The sequence below is a fragment of the Bacillota bacterium genome, from assembly GCA_012839765.1.
Classification (GTDB): domain Bacteria; phylum Bacillota; class Limnochordia; order DUMW01; family DUMW01; genus DUMW01.
In genome coordinates this window covers 1-17,188 of record DUMW01000066.1, presented here as the reverse complement: position 1 = coordinate 17,188, position 17,188 = coordinate 1, and the positions used below count along the sequence as shown (strand labels likewise).

Genomic DNA, 17,188 nt, shown 5'->3' with positions numbered 1-17,188 from the left:
GAGCACCGAACATGCTGAGGTCTGCCAGCCTACTCCTAGGGCTGTTCCTTCTTGCTTGTAGCTTTTGGGGGAATGTAACCCATGCCCACATCCTCTGGTTTGAGGCGGAGGACTTTGAAATCACAGGGACCTGGGTGGTGGCAACCCAAAGGGATACCTTCGGCGGCCGGATCCTGCAGGGGCTCACGGCACCAGGATCTAAGGTCCAAGACGCCTTCACCTACGTAGAGATTCCGGAAGCAGGGGAGTGGCACCTGTGGGTACGCAGCCGGGATTTTGCCACCAACCAGGGAACCCGCTTCTTCTCCCTGGTGGTCGATGGTGTACCTGTGGAGAAACTTTTCGGCCGCCATGGTAAGGATAGTTGGGCTTGGGAATACGGCGGCAGTTTCTTCCTAGCACCGGGGAATACCCTGGTCCGGCTCCAGGATACCTCGGCCTATTATGCCCGCATCGATAGTTTGATCCTGACCACCGATCCCCATTTCGTTCCGCCTAACGATCCCAATTCTCCCTTGGCCAAAACCTACAAGCAGGAACCGGTGCCTGCTTTCCTGGCGGAAGAGGCCTCCTCGCCGGCGGCTTTGATCACAGGGCCAGTGCAGTCAGAAGAGCTTTATACCCTGGCGAATCCCTATGTAAGACTAGAGTTTAAGAGATTTTCCGATACCACCCGACAGTGGATCCATCCGGAGCTTTGGATCAATTCGTCAGGTGTTTGGCTCAATGCAAACCTCGATCCCTTACAACAAGCCTACCTGGTCCTTTACTCCGCCCAAGGCAACCTCAGCCGAGCCTCGGACTATTTCCCCGGCTGGAACGTGGTCAGTGAGATAAACCTGGGAGACACAGCCACCCAAACCCAGACCTGGACCCAGGATCCCTTTGCCGCGGGTATTCGCCACTGGGTCTTTTGTGATGAACTGGAAGTATTGGATGCCCAGACCGTGAGGCTCCGGGGCCGGGGGACAGATTTTGTCTTCGAAGCCGATTGGCAATTGGAAGAAAACAACCGGTATCCAACAGTGACCCTGCGCCTTTACCCCGAAAAGGCAGGCTATTACAGCATGGCCTTCGTGGGCTTTTTCCAATCTGCCTTAGAAGACATCGATTTCCTCCTTTTGCCCTATCTGTGGCACAGCAAGCGCCTGCCCCAAGGGCCACGGCTGAATATCGAGGCTTACGCGCCCACACCCGTGGCCTTGGTACAGCGGACCCAAGAAGACCACACCCTGACCTATGGTCTAGCTCCCGCAAGGCAAGAACTTTATTTTCGCTGGCCCCGCTTTGAGAATTCCCGTTTTGGCCTCACCATCCAGGGACCCGAAGGAGGTGTGCAGCCGGGCCTATTTGCACCCATCCTAGGCTCCGAGGCCTCCTGGATGGAAGCGGGGGAAAGCTTCCAGTTTTCCCTGCGGGTTCTGGTGGAGGAGGAAACCTGGTTTGCCACCTTCCGCACTTTAGTAACAGAAGAGTACGGGGTGGAGGATTACCGCACTAACTGGCGGTATAGCCTCAACGATGCGGTGTTCAACATGATCGAGCTGTTGATGGATGATTGCTTCGGCGGCTGGAACACCCAAGGGAAGGGGCCGCTAAACATTGAGATCAAAAGTACCGTGACCCATGCCTCCCCGGCCACACTGGTATCTTTGTACCGGTTGACCGGCAGCGAGGAACTGTTTGAAAGAAGGGCCCTGCCCACCATTGAGTTTATGCTTTCCCGGAAGATCCCCCACTTCACCTACCAGCTGGAGGATGCTGATTCGGACCTTTACACCACCCTGGGCGGACCTAACACCTGGTATGGAGCCTCCACCTACTATGCCCTGTGGGAGCTGACCGACCGCCTGACACCAGCCCTCTACAAGTACATGTGGATCCGGGACGGACTGGTCCGCACCTACAGTAGCGAGTATGCGGTACCCCACTTCGGCGAAGAGTTGGCCGGGTACCTGGCCACCGGGGATCCGACCTTGCTGGAGACCACCCTTAATTCCGCCAGGACCTATTTCCAACGGCGCATGCTAGCTCCCCAAAGGGAGGATCTGGGACTAGAACCCTTCTTCAACCACATGTTCATCCCCAATTGGGCCAACTTCATTGACCTGTACAGCCTGCATCCTGAAGACTTTATCCTGGAGGGGGCCAAGGAGGGAGCCCACTGGCAACTGACGGGCATTTGGACCCAACCGCCGGTGATCGATGGCTCGGTGCAGATCTCCCTGGAAGAGGTGTTGAAATACGGGGTGCGGACCACCTGGTGGTATGGCGATGAACGGTTCCGCCTGGGATTCCCCCTGGAGGCGGACAAGATCCTCATCGAAGAAGTGCCCGCGTGGGTAGTCTCGCCGGTGGGCCTGGGCTTTGAACAACCCATCACCCATATGTCCTCGGGCGGCAGTCTAGTCCTGATGTCCAACTGGGCCGCGGATCTGGTGCGGCTGACGGAGCTGACCGGTGATGAGATCTACCGGACCTTCGCCCGCAATGCGGTCCTTGGCCGCTTTGCCAATTACCCCGGCTACTATGTAAATCACTTTTCGACCATCTATATGCAGCCGGACTTCCCCTATGTGGGACCGGATACCACGTCGATCTACTATCACCACATCATCCCCCAGTTGGCCTACACCATCGATTTTCTCCTGGCCGAGGCCCAGTATCGCAGTCAAGGGGAAATCCGTTTTCCCTGGGTGCGGCAACAGGGATACGTCTGGTTCAGTGATCGTCTCTATGGCCATGCGCCGGGGCAATTCTTCCACTATGACCGGGTGTGGCCCTGGATCAACCGGGAGGTGTTGCACCTGGACAACCCGGCCATCAATTACATCACCGGGCATAACGAAGAGGCCTTCTTCGTCTACCTGATGAACGAGTCCCCCGGGGACGAAAGGGTCACGGTCCGGTGGAATGAAAACCTCCTCGGTCTGGACACCGCTGAGGTGGAGGTTAGTGTCTATCGACAGGGGGAGTGGGAGCGTAGGACAGTGTCTGGTCACAGTATGGACCTTGTCGTCCCCGGGAAGGGGGAAGTGGCCCTGGTGGTCCATGGCACCCAGATCCAAGTGGCCACCCACCACATCAATGACATCCCGGTGAAAGGCGAGGACGCCTACCTGATGTACCCCACCTATGACTTCGTGTCCAAGGACATTTACGGGGCGGTGATCCAAACCGACACCACCCATTACTACGCGTACATCTACACCAACTCCCTGGCGGGGATGGTGGAGACAATACGACTACACTACTATACCCTAAACGAAGACCACAAACAGGTGATCGAGAAGAAGGAGTTTCCCTTTGAGTTTACCGTGAAGGTCACCGACAGTGAAGATTTCTGGTTCCAATTGGAGTTTGTGGACAAATTCGGGCGCACTAGGACCAGTCCCTGGCTCCATCTCAAGGGGACATTACAGCCGCAATGAAACAGGATGGTCTGCTATGAAACAAGCAGCGTTCCCTTGGGGGAGGGAATGCCGAGAGCATATATCCCTCCCTTAGGAGGGCAAAGACAAACCGAAAGCCCCTTTAACAGGAATTGGCGGTTCAACCACGAATAAGAGATTAGCAGGCGATATATGGAACATATGGAACGGATGTGATGGAAAAGATGGTTACAGTACGGGACATAGCAAGGGTAAGTGGAGTCTCTCCGGCCACCGTATCCCGAACCCTCAGTGGCAAGGGCAATGTCAACGCGGAAACCAGGCGCAAAGTGATCTTCGCCGCCAGGCAACTGGGTTACTCTAAGCCCATTCCGGAATTGCCCGGTGACGGGGACACCTGGCAGAGGCATGTGGCGGTAGTCTTCCCCCGGGATCGTTCGTTTTACCAGAACAAAAGCTCGGGGCTAGAGGTGGGCTGGTGCTTCGATGAGGACGTCTTCGATGGCATCGAGCAGATCGCCCGCCAGACCGACTATGAGCTGCAGTTAATCATCTGCACCTATGATGATGAGAGCAGTCAGCTGCCCAGTAGCCTCTACACCGACAACCTCTGCGGGTACATCGTGGTGGGGGGAGTCATGCCCGACCACGTGATGAAGGTGCTTATGGCCCGCAATTTGCCCATCGTCACCGTGGGCATTGCCTATTCCCCGGATATCGATGCGGTGGTGGCCGACAATCTCCGGGGGATGAAGGAGGTCATTGGGCACATGTTCGAGGCGGGCGCAAGGCGCATCGGCCTTTTGAACGGCCCCAAAAACTCTGAGACCAGCAAGGATAAGCTCGCAGGATACTACCTGGCCCACGGGGAGCAGGAAGTAGGCATCGCGGAGGAACTGGTGAAGCACGGCGATTTCTCCTTCCAGAGTGGCTATACCCTCGCCCTGGAATTGCTGGAAGAGGGGGTAGACGGCATCGCCTGTGCCTACGATGCCATGGCCCTGGGGGCCTTACAGGCCATCATGGAAAAGGGTTTACAAGTACCCAGGGACATCCTCCTGGCCGGCTATGGCAATGAGATTAGCAACATATCCCTAAGTCCCACCATTACCACGGTGGCAGTACCCAAGCAGGTCATGGGCAAGGTGGCCTTTGAACGCTTGATCCAACAGGTGACCCAGGGGCCCTGCACCCCGGTGCGGATCACCCTGCCCACGGAAATGGTGCCAAGACAATCCACCGAGCGGGCCCAGGCCAGAAAGTGCGGGTGAGGGAAGGACCCGGGTCTTCTTTATCTGGAAATAGAAGGCCTCCCGCCGGTACCTAAACAACGGGGTCCCATGGAGCAAGGGACCCACAGGTACAAAGCACACTGATTTACCGAGTTTGAAGGAGGACTAACCCATGAATAGAATCATCAAACTGTGGCTACCAATCCTAATGCTTTTACTCATCACCACCGTCTCTGCACAAGAACCCTATTATGTTCTCGACTTTGCCGAAGAACCCCTGGGTCCTTGGACAGAACTGGACGGGGTTAGGGGCTTCCAACATGAAGGCTCCCAACCGGTGGTGGTGGAGGCTCCTAGCCGGAGCGGACGCAGCATCAAGCTGATGGGGCCCAACGAATTGAGTATGATCGGCGATTGCTTCTACTACATCCTACCGGAACCGGTAACCGACAAGCTCACCATCGAGGCTTCCGTTTACTTGGAGTCCAACGTAGATCGGAGCCTGATCATTTTTGCCTCACCCCTGGAAGGTTCCCCCTACGGTGACGGCCCTAGCCTTTACTTCCACAACGAAGGCAGCCTGCGCTACTATGACACGGCCTTTCGGATCCTAGATGTTAAGTATCCCGCCCGGCAGTGGATCGATGTAAAACTGGAGCTAAACATCCCGGAGCAGTACTACGACATCTACATTGACAACTTCGACTTCCCCGTGGCCCGGGCTCCCTTCCGAAATCCCGCCTGTACGGAGATTCAGATCGTGGGGTTCACCGTCTACACCCACATGGTCCAACCGAAACCGGTCTACGTGGACACCTTAATCGTCTACTAGAGCAGCTTTTCCGAAGTGCGCAGGAAAGTAGCGTTCCTTGGGGAAAAGGGAGGCCTAAGGTTTAATGCAGAACATGAAGATCCTTTTGCTCGGCCTGCTTGTGGTTTTGTTAGTAGTTTCCGTTAGCCCAGGAATAGGGGCCACCGTGCAGGACGAGTTGACGATTACATCCGTCATCTATCTAAAAAGTGAACAGCTGAAGGCCAACACCGCCATCTTGCTGGGCGGTGTAGCAGCTGACAACCAGCAACGCTTGACCTTCACCGCCACCGCGGTGCAATCCACCTGGTTTGGCACCGCTTGGCGGCTTAGCCTAGATTACCACTCCCCGGAGGAAGACCTCTCCTTAACCCTTTTGGAAAGGACCCGGCTCCTCCGGCAGGGAAGGGAATACGAAGCGGTACTGTCCTTTGATCAGAACACCGGGGAATGTGCGGTACGCTTAGTGGACCTCACCGCAGGGGAGGAGATCTTTCAAGGCTTTGCCTTCGTGCCTTGGGTAGGGAAGGCCTTTCTGCCCTTGGCCGCTGCCGAAGACGATCTACCAATCGAGGTCCGACAATGGGAAGTCTTTGCAGGCTACAAACGGTTAGGAAAACCTGTTTTACTTGAGAACGTGTACTTCCAGATCCACGGCACCGATGCCACCAGTTTCCGGCTCTACAGCACCGAAGAAGCCTGGGCCGAGGTCATCAGGACCAGTGGCCCGTTGCCTGGGGTTCTGCGGGGAGTGGTACGGACACCGGGGCCCTGGGAGGGAAGGGAGCTGTTTTCCCATGCCGCGGCTGAGGCGGAGTTTTCCACCCAGTTGACCACCTCGTTGGTCCCCGGCAGATATGAAGTAGCCCTGGAGTATTGTCTGGAGGATTACGTCCAAGAGGTGGCCCGGACCACCGTAGATGTGATTCCACCTCACGTCGAACCTAGGATCTTCATCCCTCTAATCCTAGGCGAACAAAGGAAGCCCGTCCCGGGCGAGGTGGCCATCACCTCCGATGTGGATCTACAGGATCTTCGCCTCAGACTGACCGGCATCCAGGACCAAAGGACAATCACTTTACTCGATGAAAGGATCGCGTTAACAGCCAATATGGAAACGCGCCTGTCCTTCACCTGTGAACCGCTGGTGCGCAGTCTGGAATTGAGCATCTGGAGTGAGAAAGAACAAATGGAACCTATCAACACTTCCATCGATTGGCCCTTTTTGGCCCCTAATGTTGAACCAACACAACAAAAACTCACAGACTTTGGGTTAAAGGCCCTTGGACCCTGGCAGGAACTCATCGGTTCCCTCTTCGTCCCGGAGTTTACGGTCCTTTATCGGAGCAGTAATCCGGGGTTGCGGTTCCGAGCCTTAGACCACCTCAGCTACAGCGTTCCCACCTGGGTGGCCCCCGGCGGGACCGTGGGAGATGTGGCCGGATTCTTGCCCCATGAATTCGAACAGGAAAAAGTGGATATGAGCGGTCAGACCCGCAACCTCTTCGTAGCTGCGGAAAGCTCCGCCAAAATCCTAGCCAGCAAGGCCCACTGGAAGGACGGGGTACTAGCTTTGGAATTTGCCCCTAACCCCGCCTTCGACTTTTCCGCGGAAGTAATCCCTCTGGATGGGCCCTACGAAGTGGCCCTGGTTTTCCAGTTTACTCCGAAACAGTCCGGCTGGTACTCCATCGGGTATACCGGAGCTCCGAAAGCCCGGCTTGCCGATGTGGACAGCCTATGGCAACCTTTGGTGTGGCAGGAACTACGGTTCCCCGATGATTCCTATCTGACCACGGAGTTCAACTGTCCACTGCCCACCACCTTCGTGACCATCAAGGACGTAACCATCGGGGTGATGGCTGATCCAGAGGAGATGCCTTTCCGGCTGCCCACCGCCACCAATTCCCGGTTTGGCGTAGCCCTGCGTAATCCCGAAGGACTCGTGCAATCCATGCTCTTTGCCCCGGTACTGGGGGGACCCGAATCCTACATGCAAGCCGGACAGACCTACACCTTCCGGCTAAGGCTGTTTGCCTATCCGGGGGATTGGCTTGCGGCCTACGAATACGTAGCCCGCAATGCCTTTGCCTTCGCGGATTACCGGATCAATGTGGGCGGTTCCCTCAACGATACCCTGGAAAACATGATTACCTACGCCCTCGATGATCATTACAGCGGCTGGGATGCAGAACACCGGGGTAGTTCCTACAAAACCGACGTCCCCGGTTCGGTGAAAAACATCTCCGCCTTGCATCCCTTAAGCATGGCCTTCGTTACCGACCGGGAGGAGATCTACCACCGCCGGGCCCTGCCCATCATGGAGTTTTTCTTTTCCCGACAGAAGTCGCTGTTCGCGCTAGAGGAGGGAGTCACCGGCCAAGGGGCTACCCATGTGCTGGCTGGACCGGCCTACGCCCTTTCGGAGCTGGTCGCCCTGTACCACTTCTCCCAAGGCCGAAGTCCCATCTTCAGCCATTTCGCCGAGGAAATGTACAACGCTCCTTATGGCAAGAACGCCAACGGTATGCAGCTGGGCAAGTCCTGGGAAAATTCCCTGGCCATGTACCGGCTCACCGGGGACCCGGCCTACCTGGAAGCAGCCATCGAGGGTGCCAACCGGTACATTGCCGACCGCATCGATCGGCCCCAGCGCACCTTCGGCGGCAGCCCCTTCTTCTGGAATAGCTATTCGCCGGAGTTCTTCTTCCTACTAGAGCTTTACGAAGAAACCAAGGACCCCAAGCATCTGGAAGCGGCAGTACGGGCAGCACGACTGTTTAGCACCTTCATCTGGATGGCCCCCCGGATCCCTGATACTGAGATCCTAGTCAATCCCGGCGGGAAAGCATCCAAGTACTGGTATGCCCGGGGACCGGAACCCATGGACGCTCCGGAAGAAATGGTCCCCGCCTGGCGTCTATCGGAGATCGGCCTTACCGCCGAATCCTCCGGCACCGCCCATGGTCATCGGGCCATCTTCATGGCCAACCACGCCGCCTATTTCCTCCGCCTGGCCCACTACGGTGACGATCCCTTCTTAAGGGACATTGGCCGGGCAGCCATTGTGGGCCGGTACCTAAACTTCCCGGGGTATCACATGAATACCGAGCGGACCACGGTCTATGAGAAGGTGGACTATCCCTATCATGAGCATGAAGAACTGACCTACAACACCTTCCACTACAACCATATCTGGCCGCACATCAGCTTGCTGTTCGACTTCATGGTGAGCGACGTTTTTGACCGTAGCCGCGGACAGATCAGCTTCCCCTCGGAATTTGCCGAAGGGTACGGCTATGTCCGCAGCAAAGTCTATGGTAGCAAACCCGGCAGCTTCTATGGCCATGAAAACGTCTGGTTGTATATGCCCTTGGGGCTTTTGCACGTCGATCATATCCAAGTGAACTACATTGCCGCCCGGGATGAGGATACGTTGTATGTGGCCCTCACCAACAGCAGCAACGAGCCGGTTACCACCACGGTAACCGTCAACCAAGAGGTGCTGCCCCTTCAGGCCGGAACTGCGTATCCCGTGGACCTGTGGGTGGACAACCAACGACAACCTTCCCTGACGATGGAAGAGGGCAGAGTCACCGTCACCCTCAGTCCCAAGGGGATTACCGCCTTGGCCATTCGGGGAGTAAAGATCGAGACCCAGTTCCAAAGCAAGCTACTAGATTCGGCTACCCCCAGTCTTTCGGAGGAGAGCTTCACGGAAACAAAGACCCCCTATGGGCTCATCCGGGGCATGCTACTCCGCTTCGGCCGCGACCTTACCACCGCGTACATCTACACCGAAGCCCAGCAGACGGCCCTGAAAGAGGTCACCTTGGAATACCGGATAGGAGAAGAGCCGGGGGAAATCGAAGATTTCAGCTTCCCCTTTGAATTCACCGTACCCGTACCCGAGGACACACCCTTCCAGTTCCGGCTAAAGGGAATACGGCCCAACGGTGAACTGGTGGAATTCCCCTGGATGACCTTAGTACCGTAAGCAAAAGGGTCAGCCCCAAAGGCTGGCCCTTCACTTTTCCCTCCCTGGTCTGATCATCGACCCTGGGCAGATCCCAAGGGAAGAGGCTGCCTCCGCTTCCGCCAAGCCTTCACCCCTTGAAAACCACCGCTTGTTCTAATTTCCCTGGTCTGATCATATACTCCAATAGCATGGTCAGAAATGGGGAATTCTCTATGGGCAATCCACACACTCTCCGGGGCATAATCGTCCCCATGGTCACCCCCTTAACCCCCAGCTACCAGGTGGATATCGAGTCCACCCAAAGGCTAGTGGAGTATCTGCTGGGGCAAGGTGCGCATGGACTTTTTGTGGGCGGAACCATGGGGGAGGGGCCCGCCTTGCGCTTAGAGCAAAAAGAAGTCCTCGTCCATACAGTGGTGACACAGGTAAGGAATCGGTGCCCGGTGATCCCAGTGATTGCCGGACACAGTAACCAGGAGATCATCAAAGGGGCAATCAGATTGGCCCAAACCGGTGCCGGTCTTTTGGGGATCATGCAACCCTATTTCTTTCCCCGCCGGGATCCGGACTACCTTCTTAACCTGATGGGAGAACTATCTACCACCCTATCCATGGATCTGTTGTTTTATCACAATCCCGTCCTCACCAATTACCCCCTGGAAGGGGACACCATGCGAAGGATCCTGGAGCAAGACCAGGTACACGCCCTAAAGGATAGCTCCGGCAGGGCAAGCCTATTTCACCACCTAGTGGAGCTAGGCAAAACCTACGGAGTAGAAGTCTTCCAGGGAGATGAGTCCCAGATTGCCGGGGGACTTTTCTACGGGGCAGCCGGTGCCATCGCCGGCATCTCCACCGTCTTTCCAAAGATACCGCTTAAGATCTATCAGGCTTCCCTCAAAGAAGACTACATCGCGGCCCTAAGGCTACAGGAACGGTTGAATCGGCTTCTTCGCCAGCTTTACGGAGAAAAGAACAAGCACTGGTTAACGGCCACCAAATACGCCCTGCAACGCCTTGGTGTCATTTCCTCGGACATCAGCTTGACCTACCCACAACTGGGTCCTAGGGGAAAATACGCGGTGGATCGGCTGCTAGCCGAAGGGATCCCCGCTGAATATCTTCCGGGAGGTGACCGACCATGATGGGCTGTTTTCCAGCCAATGTTGTGGGTTTGGTAGCAGGTTTCATCCTTCTGCTGTTCTTAGGGCAGATTTGCAAAAGAGGTGCCGAGGCGAAGGTTGCGCCTAAAAGAGACTTCCTCACCCTGTACAACGTGGACTTCTTCGATTATGTCTACGAAACAGCACCCCGGATGTACACTGCCGAGGACATCTATGCCAATCTCGAAAGGGCTAGGAAAGAGGGAGTGGATGTGGTGCTTTGGCGCCTGTCCGCGGTGGGCAAGGAAACCTATCCCAGCAAGGTCCGCACCCCCCTGTATGAAGTAGACGAAGGGGAGTTTGTGGGTACCGGCTACAGGACCCGGGCCAACCTCATGGGAGCGGTGCTCCGCTCCTACGATCCCTTGGCAGTGGCCACCCAGTGTGCAAGGGAGCTGGGCCTAGGGATCTATGCCTGGATCACCATCTGGGACGACTACTTCCCTGGCCTGCAAAGTGACTTTAGCCGACGATACCCCCACTTTCAGTGGAAAGACCCCACTGGAACAAAGTATTGGTGGGGGTCCTCTCCTACAGCCATCGGGAGGTGAGAGAACATCGCCTGGCCCAGATCAGGGAGGTGGCGGAGTACGACCTCGATGGCATCCTCCTTTGCCCCCGGACCCACTCCCACCAAGGGATGCACAAGGCACAGATTCCCCACCTCGATCAGGGACCCTTTGGTGCTGCCCCCTACGGTTTCAACGAGCCCATCGTCGCTCGCTACCAAAGGCTTTACGGAATAGACATCAGACGGGAACCCTTTGCGGTGGAACGGTGGGATCGGGTCAAGGGAGAATTCCTCACCTTGTTTTTCAAGGAAGCGAAGGCCATCCTGCAAAGGAAGGGACAACAGTTAATTATCGGGGTACCCTTTGGAAACCGCATTCCCACCACGCCTCTTACCATCCATTTGGACCTGGAAAGCTGGGCCAGGAAAGGCATCGCAGACGGCCTTATCCTCGGATCCGGTTACGATCTTTATGACCTGGGCTGGGAACCAGTGGCCCAGCACCTGAACCAGGTCAGGGCTGCAACGGCCCAAGGCATACCGGTATACGCCTGGGTGCGGCTGTGGGACTGGAGTAATCGGTTTCCTGGGGATACAAAGCCACCCGCAGCGGTGGCAAGGATCGCCCGCAAAGTCCAGGAACTGGGTTTTGACGGCGCCGCCTGGCACGAGGCCTGGAATATCTCCACCCATGGGCTGTGGCAGGCCATCCAGGGGTTCGATCAAAACAAGTAACTAAACAGGGACCTACCTCCCAAGACAGGAGGTGAACAACTCCCCCGGAAGTCTGGAAAGTAGATGCGCACAAGTTAGATTTGTTGTAGCAAGGAAGTGGAGAAAGGGAAATACTCGCTTGTTTGTGGAAAGGGACAGGGAAATGACAAAGGGATGGTTTCGCTGTATTGGTGTTGTCATCCTTTTCATTGTGCTGCTATCCGGTGCAGCGTCAGCCGCGGATTTAGTGGTCCTCTTTCAGGGTCAAGCGAAGGACCAGTTTGTCATGGAGGAAATCCTCGCCCAATATGAGGCGGAGTATGGGGCTGAGGTGGACCTCATCTTTACAGGCACATCTTGGAATGCGCTTTATGAACGTTTCCTGATCCTCAGTCTTTCAGGAGTACCCATCGATGTGGTGAAGCTAGATAAGGATTGGAAAGTCAATGGCGACGAGGAACTGCTCCTAGATTTGCGCAAGTTGGCGGCAGAATACGAGGTGGAGTTAGACTTCAACGCCTATTACCCCCAGACCCTGGAGTTTTTCAGCCTCGGGGATGCCGTCTATGGTCTGCCCATCGGTGTCTTCCCGGTGGTCCTGTACTACAACGAGCAGCTTTTCGCCTACAATGCCGTCGTCCCCCCGGCCACCGACTGGGAATCGGAACGTTGGGATTGGGATGAATTTGTGGCAGCCGCCGTCAAGCTTACCGCGGACCTAAACGGCGATGGCCGCACGGATCAATGGGGCTTGGGCTACTGGGCCTGGCAATCGGGTGCTAGCATGTGGGGCAAGGGCTGGTTAGGACCCAATCTAGAGCTGAATTTCCTGGAACCGGAATCCATCGCGGGTATGAAACGGGCTTTAGAGTTGATGCTAGACTACGGTGCCCAGGCCAACCAGGCTATCATCCACGGCTTGGGTGCCGGCTGGGATGGGTTTGGCTCCGATCGACTGGGCATGAATAGCGTCGGTGCTTACCTCATTCCACAGTACGCCGCCAATGTGATCTTCGATTGGAATATTGGGGTACATCCCAAAGGTACCAATCCCCGGACCACCAGTATGTCGGTGGACGCGGTGGGAATTGGTGCCACCACCCAAAACCCCGCCCAAGCCTTGCATCTGCTGCAGTACCTGGCCTACAACACCGATTCGGCCACCGCGGTCTTTGCCGGTCTGGAGTTTGTGCCACCCCTCAAGGAGTTAGGGCCCGTCTGGAGCAACCACCAGTCTTTCGTGTATCCTTCCCTGCACGTGTCCACCATCCTGCAGGCGGTGAACTACGTAGAACTAGACCACCGGTACCTCCATCCCAAAGCCGCAGAATTGGTGGCGGTGGAGTTCCCCCGGGAGTTGATCGAAGCGGGGCGTCTGCCCCTGGAACTGGCTCTGGAGGAATACGCCCGTCAATTGCGCCGGGTACTGGATAGGGAGTGATGAATATGACAAATCTTAAAGTGCTTGCCTTCTTCTTATTGTTCCCGTTGTTCACCCAACTGGCCTTCGCCGCGGAGAACAGGGAATTCTTCGGAGTCTGCGACGGTTCCTTCAACAAGTGGGTAGGAGGTGGCTACTACGAACTGGGCTGGCAGCTTTATACCGCCGATGTAAAGGAGATGGCCCGCGCCGGAGTCCAATGGCTGCGCCTCGGGTTTTCACCCCAATCCAATCTGGCGGATCTGGACCGCCAGTTGGACATCCTAGAAGCCTGGGGCATCAAAGCCCTTGGTGTCCTCAATGTGGGAAACAGCTTGCCCGAAGATCTTGACGCCTACCAGGATTGGGTCCGGGAAATCGTCCTCAAATACCCCCAAATCGCCGTTTGGGAGATCCAAAACGAACCTAATCTGGGCAAGTTCTGGGGTGGCACCGTAGCAGATTATGTCACCCTCCTAAAGGCAGCTTACACTGCCATCAAGGCGGTGGACCCGGAGGATCTGGTCATGCTGGGGGGCGTGTCGGAATCCAACGCGGAACCCTATGTGGTCCAGTTGATGGAGCTGGAAGCCTGGCGGTGGTGCGACCTTTTCGGATACCATCCTTACGGAGCGGATCCCGCCCGGGCCGAAGCAAGGCTGCGTAGCGTTCAGCGGCTCATGGCTCCCACCCCCTTCGCAGACAAACCCATCTGGATCACCGAGATCGGTTTCCATACAGCCCAGCACTGGCAAGGATTGCCGGGAAAGGTGCCCGACGAAGAGACAAAGGCTCGCTATCTTGTGGACATCTACCAAAGGCTCGCCAATAACCCCGGGGTAGAGGGTCCCGTCTTCTGGTACTGCTTCCAAGAACCGGGTAACACCATGGGATTTGGCCTTTTAAACCGCGAACTGGAGGTGGTGGAGGGTAAGGTGGAACAACGGGTAGTCTACTCCGCAGCCTATGAAGCGTATAAGGCCCTTGCGGAAGAGTGGTCGGGAAAGTAACTGGCCTAAACCAATTCGGAAAGGAGAAAGGGAACCATGACCAAGAAGCTGTTTTATCCTTTGGCGTGTCTTTTCCTCTTAGGCGTCTTGTCCAGCATAGTTGTCGCCTCCGACCAGCCCCACATTGTGGCCTGGGATTTCAACGACGGTGTCCAGCGGTGGTGGGGCAGGGGCAGCACCGCAGTAAGTCACAACACCTTCAGCATCTTCGCCTCCGAAGGGGAAGGATCCTTAAGGATCTCCCTCTTTGATTTCCACGCCCCCTCCGGTTGGAGTCACCCGGTCAACCTCACCATCGGTGAAGCAGATCGGGAACGGCTGTCAGGGTACGACTGGATCTCCTTCGATCTTTATATCCCCGCAGGGGCAGCCCTGAAGGGAGTCCGTTTCCGGTATTGGTCCTTCAAACTGGGCACCGCGGTCGACATTACAGAGATCTGGTCAGTCTGGCCGGAACACTCCGGATGGGTGAACCTGTCAGGCCCCTTTAACGTGGAGGACTGGGCTGATGTGCAAACCCTGATCTTCGACCTCCTTACCCCCGAGGGAATCAGTATCGATGACGACATCTACCTAGATAACGTCTGTCTTTACCGTAACAAGTAACCAGACACTTTAGTTCCAATCTGGTCCCAGGTGGACACAGACCACCTGGGACCGGTAAAACTGTGGGTTCACGCGTTCCGAACACAAAAAACACCGCTTTTCTTCGAAACACCACAGAATAGAGCTTTGGGATGGTGCAAACATGCTAAAAAGACAAGCAAAGCAAAGCCTGTACCAAGCAGTGGCCGACGAGATTAAAAGACACATCATCACCCAGGGATTAGGGCCCGGGGATCCTTTGCCCACTGAGCGGGAACTGTGCGAACAGATGGGGGTAAGCCGCTCCTCGGTCCGGGAAGCCATCCGAATCCTGGAATACCTAGGAGTGGTAACGGTAAAACCCAAGGAGGGTATCACCGTCAGTACACCAAGACTAAAACCCTTCTTAGATCATCTCCAGTACATGTCAGAGATCGGGGAGTACAGCTTTCAGGACCTGTGGGAACTGCGCCGGTACTACGAACAAATCTGTCTGGAGCTAGCCTGTCGACGGGCCACGGAACAGGACTTTGGAGCTATGGAAGAAGCCATCGCGACCATGGAAAAAGCCATCACCGAGGGCAAGTCACCCGCGGAGTCCGACTTCCGGTTTCACAAGGTGTTGGCCCGATCCACCGGCAACCCCCTGCTCGCCAGCCTCTTAGAGCTTTTTAGCAGGTTCTTCATGGAAGAATTTCTCATGTCCAGTTTTCTCCACCTAGACAACACCACCGCCTTCGACACGGTAAACGAATACAGAAAAATCCTGGAAGCCCTGCGTCGAAAGGATCTACAAAGGGCCAACGGGGTTTTGGAAGAACACCTCAGCCGGATCAAGCATAAATACCTGGCGTGGACCACCCTGCAACAGGTGGGTCTCCAGTACGTGAAACAGGAGGGAGGCTAGGGCCGCAGCTTGGCCCCACACCGTCGGTGTACAGGATTCCCCACCCGCGTGCAAAACCACTTTTTATCCGCGGGTCAGTTGTGTTACCATAGGCCTTAGGAAAGGGGAATCGACCATGGACCTGACAAGCCAAGTGAAAGCGGAACTAGCAAAGTACACCAACCCTGAAAGAGCCAAGCATTCCATACGCTATTTCCAAGCCCAGCCCGGCGGTTACGGGGAAGGGGACCAGTTCCTCGGGATCTCGGTTCCAGACCAACAGAAAGTGGCTCGGAAATACTATCGGAAAATCTCCCTGGCCGAGGCGGAAGAGCTTCTACAAAGCCCCATCCACGAACATCGCCTTACCGCCCTCACCATATTGAACTACAAGTTCGAAAAGGCAACTCCCGTGGAACAGGAAGAAATCGTTCAGCTTTACCTGCGGAACATTCCCTATGTCAACAACTGGGACTTGGTGGACACCTCTGCATACAAAATCCTAGGGGCGTACCTTTATCCCCGCCAGGACCGAAGCCTTCTGTACGAGCTGGCCCGGTCCGAAAACATGTGGGCCCAACGGATCGCCATAATCGCCACTTTCTATTTCATTAGGCAAAACCACTTCCACGACGCCTTACAGATCTCCACTATGCTACTAGACCATCCCCATGATCTCATCCACAAGGCGGTGGGGTGGATGCTAAGGGAAATAGGCAAACGGGATTTCCAGACCGAATTTGATTTCCTCAAAACCCACTACAAAAGAATGCCCCGGGTAATGCTAAACTACGCCATCGAACGATTCGACCCAGAACTCAAAGGACAGTTTCGAAAACAACTGATTTAGTCCGCTGCGGTTTTGACACCGGGCATTTGGAATTCAACCCTTTTTCGTTGGTACTAAAGAAGCCTTCTCGGGCAACAGGAGAACTAGTACATGCAGCGATGGTATATCAGACAATTGCAATCTCACCCGGGGTTTTGTTAATTGCTCACTCGACAGGACACGATTGCAACCTGTGGCCAAAGAAGCTGGAGGCACGAAAGGCCTTGCTTGAAAGGCTTGCGGGAGACAGGAAGCGGAACTAAGAGACACCCCAATTTTAGGTGTCAATCCCTTATACCCAGGGCTTTTCGTTGCAACTGTACCACTCTGAAACCACGTTTGAATGCCCCAAAATGCGAACCTCCGAGGATCCGTTTCTCTCAAGAAACTAAAGGCAAAACAACGCCTCCAAGCTAGAAATCCCAACGGCTGCAAACCTCTCAAGAATTTCATGGGAGCTTCAGGTCCGGACCGTTTCTATCCGGTATTTCGCACCCTCTTAGCAACCAGCCGAGCAGTTTCTGATTAGGGAACAGATCAGCTAACCCAGTCGATCTGAATTAAGGGAATAGTGCTAAGAATTATGTAAATAAGTTGTGAAGAAGGTGATGTATTCGGGTATGTCGAACCAGTTGTTAGGTTAACCCAGCGTTGGT

Annotated in this window: 12 protein-coding genes; all 12 read left to right on the top strand. The window is 55.6% G+C overall.

Annotated elements, in window-relative coordinates:
- Positions 1 to 11 precede the first annotated feature (11 nt).
- The 12 genes from GXX57_06590 (at position 12) to GXX57_06535 (ending at position 16,553) form a co-directional block, all read left to right on the top strand.
- Positions 12 to 3,431: a hypothetical protein gene (locus GXX57_06590; protein HHV44316.1), complete on the top strand. Its 3,420-nt coding sequence runs from the start codon at positions 12 to 14 to the stop codon at positions 3,429 to 3,431.
- 176 nt (positions 3,432 to 3,607) lie between these two features.
- Positions 3,608 to 4,663, top strand: coding sequence for a LacI family transcriptional regulator (locus GXX57_06585; protein ID HHV44315.1), 1,056 nt, complete (start codon positions 3,608 to 3,610; stop codon positions 4,661 to 4,663).
- A gap of 133 nt (positions 4,664 to 4,796) precedes the next feature.
- On the top strand, positions 4,797 to 5,456 hold the full coding sequence (locus GXX57_06580; GenBank protein ID HHV44314.1) for a hypothetical protein: 660 nt from the start codon (positions 4,797 to 4,799) through the stop codon (positions 5,454 to 5,456).
- A gap of 73 nt (positions 5,457 to 5,529) precedes the next feature.
- Positions 5,530 to 9,432, top strand: coding sequence for a hypothetical protein (locus GXX57_06575; protein ID HHV44313.1), 3,903 nt, complete (start codon positions 5,530 to 5,532; stop codon positions 9,430 to 9,432).
- Between the two features lie 194 nt (positions 9,433 to 9,626).
- Positions 9,627 to 10,559: a dihydrodipicolinate synthase family protein gene (locus GXX57_06570; protein ID HHV44312.1), complete on the top strand. Its 933-nt coding sequence runs from the start codon at positions 9,627 to 9,629 to the stop codon at positions 10,557 to 10,559.
- Positions 10,556 to 11,128, top strand: a complete 573-nt coding sequence (locus GXX57_06565; GenBank protein ID HHV44311.1) for a hypothetical protein — start codon at positions 10,556 to 10,558, stop codon at positions 11,126 to 11,128. The genes GXX57_06570 and GXX57_06565 overlap by 4 nt, the downstream gene beginning before the upstream one ends.
- Positions 11,065 to 11,823, top strand: coding sequence for a hypothetical protein (locus GXX57_06560; GenBank protein HHV44310.1), 759 nt, complete (start codon positions 11,065 to 11,067; stop codon positions 11,821 to 11,823). The genes GXX57_06565 and GXX57_06560 overlap by 64 nt, the downstream gene beginning before the upstream one ends.
- Positions 11,824 to 11,965: 142 nt before the next feature.
- Positions 11,966 to 13,243: an extracellular solute-binding protein gene (locus GXX57_06555; protein ID HHV44309.1), complete on the top strand. Its 1,278-nt coding sequence runs from the start codon at positions 11,966 to 11,968 to the stop codon at positions 13,241 to 13,243.
- 5 nt (positions 13,244 to 13,248) lie between these two features.
- On the top strand, positions 13,249 to 14,232 hold the full coding sequence (locus tag GXX57_06550) for a hypothetical protein (GenBank protein ID HHV44308.1): 984 nt from the start codon (positions 13,249 to 13,251) through the stop codon (positions 14,230 to 14,232).
- Between the two features lie 36 nt (positions 14,233 to 14,268).
- Positions 14,269 to 14,838, top strand: a complete 570-nt coding sequence (locus GXX57_06545) for a hypothetical protein (protein HHV44307.1) — start codon at positions 14,269 to 14,271, stop codon at positions 14,836 to 14,838.
- Between the two features lie 142 nt (positions 14,839 to 14,980).
- The gene (locus tag GXX57_06540) at positions 14,981 to 15,724 is read left to right on the top strand and encodes a FadR family transcriptional regulator (protein ID HHV44306.1); all 744 of its coding nucleotides are present in this window, start codon (positions 14,981 to 14,983) and stop codon (positions 15,722 to 15,724) included.
- A gap of 115 nt (positions 15,725 to 15,839) precedes the next feature.
- On the top strand, positions 15,840 to 16,553 hold the full coding sequence (locus GXX57_06535) for a DNA alkylation repair protein (protein ID HHV44305.1): 714 nt from the start codon (positions 15,840 to 15,842) through the stop codon (positions 16,551 to 16,553).
- The last annotated feature ends 635 nt before the right edge of the window (positions 16,554 to 17,188 follow it).

Excerpts from the sequence above, each read along its gene's own strand:
- GXX57_06590 (HHV44316.1), top strand. The coding sequence starts at position 12 with ATGCTGAGGTCTGCCAGCCTACTCCTAGGGCTGTTCCTTCTTGCTTGT.
- GXX57_06585 (HHV44315.1), top strand. The coding sequence starts at position 3,608 with ATGGAAAAGATGGTTACAGTACGGGACATAGCAAGGGTAAGTGGAGTC.
- GXX57_06580 (HHV44314.1), top strand. The coding sequence starts at position 4,797 with ATGAATAGAATCATCAAACTGTGGCTACCAATCCTAATGCTTTTACTC.
- GXX57_06575 (HHV44313.1), top strand. The coding sequence starts at position 5,530 with ATGAAGATCCTTTTGCTCGGCCTGCTTGTGGTTTTGTTAGTAGTTTCC.
- GXX57_06570 (HHV44312.1), top strand. The coding sequence starts at position 9,627 with ATGGGCAATCCACACACTCTCCGGGGCATAATCGTCCCCATGGTCACC.
- GXX57_06565 (HHV44311.1), top strand. The coding sequence starts at position 10,556 with ATGATGGGCTGTTTTCCAGCCAATGTTGTGGGTTTGGTAGCAGGTTTC.
- GXX57_06555 (HHV44309.1), top strand. The coding sequence starts at position 11,966 with ATGACAAAGGGATGGTTTCGCTGTATTGGTGTTGTCATCCTTTTCATT.
- GXX57_06550 (HHV44308.1), top strand. The coding sequence starts at position 13,249 with ATGACAAATCTTAAAGTGCTTGCCTTCTTCTTATTGTTCCCGTTGTTC.
- GXX57_06545 (HHV44307.1), top strand. The coding sequence starts at position 14,269 with ATGACCAAGAAGCTGTTTTATCCTTTGGCGTGTCTTTTCCTCTTAGGC.
- GXX57_06540 (HHV44306.1), top strand. The coding sequence starts at position 14,981 with ATGCTAAAAAGACAAGCAAAGCAAAGCCTGTACCAAGCAGTGGCCGAC.
- GXX57_06535 (HHV44305.1), top strand. The coding sequence starts at position 15,840 with ATGGACCTGACAAGCCAAGTGAAAGCGGAACTAGCAAAGTACACCAAC.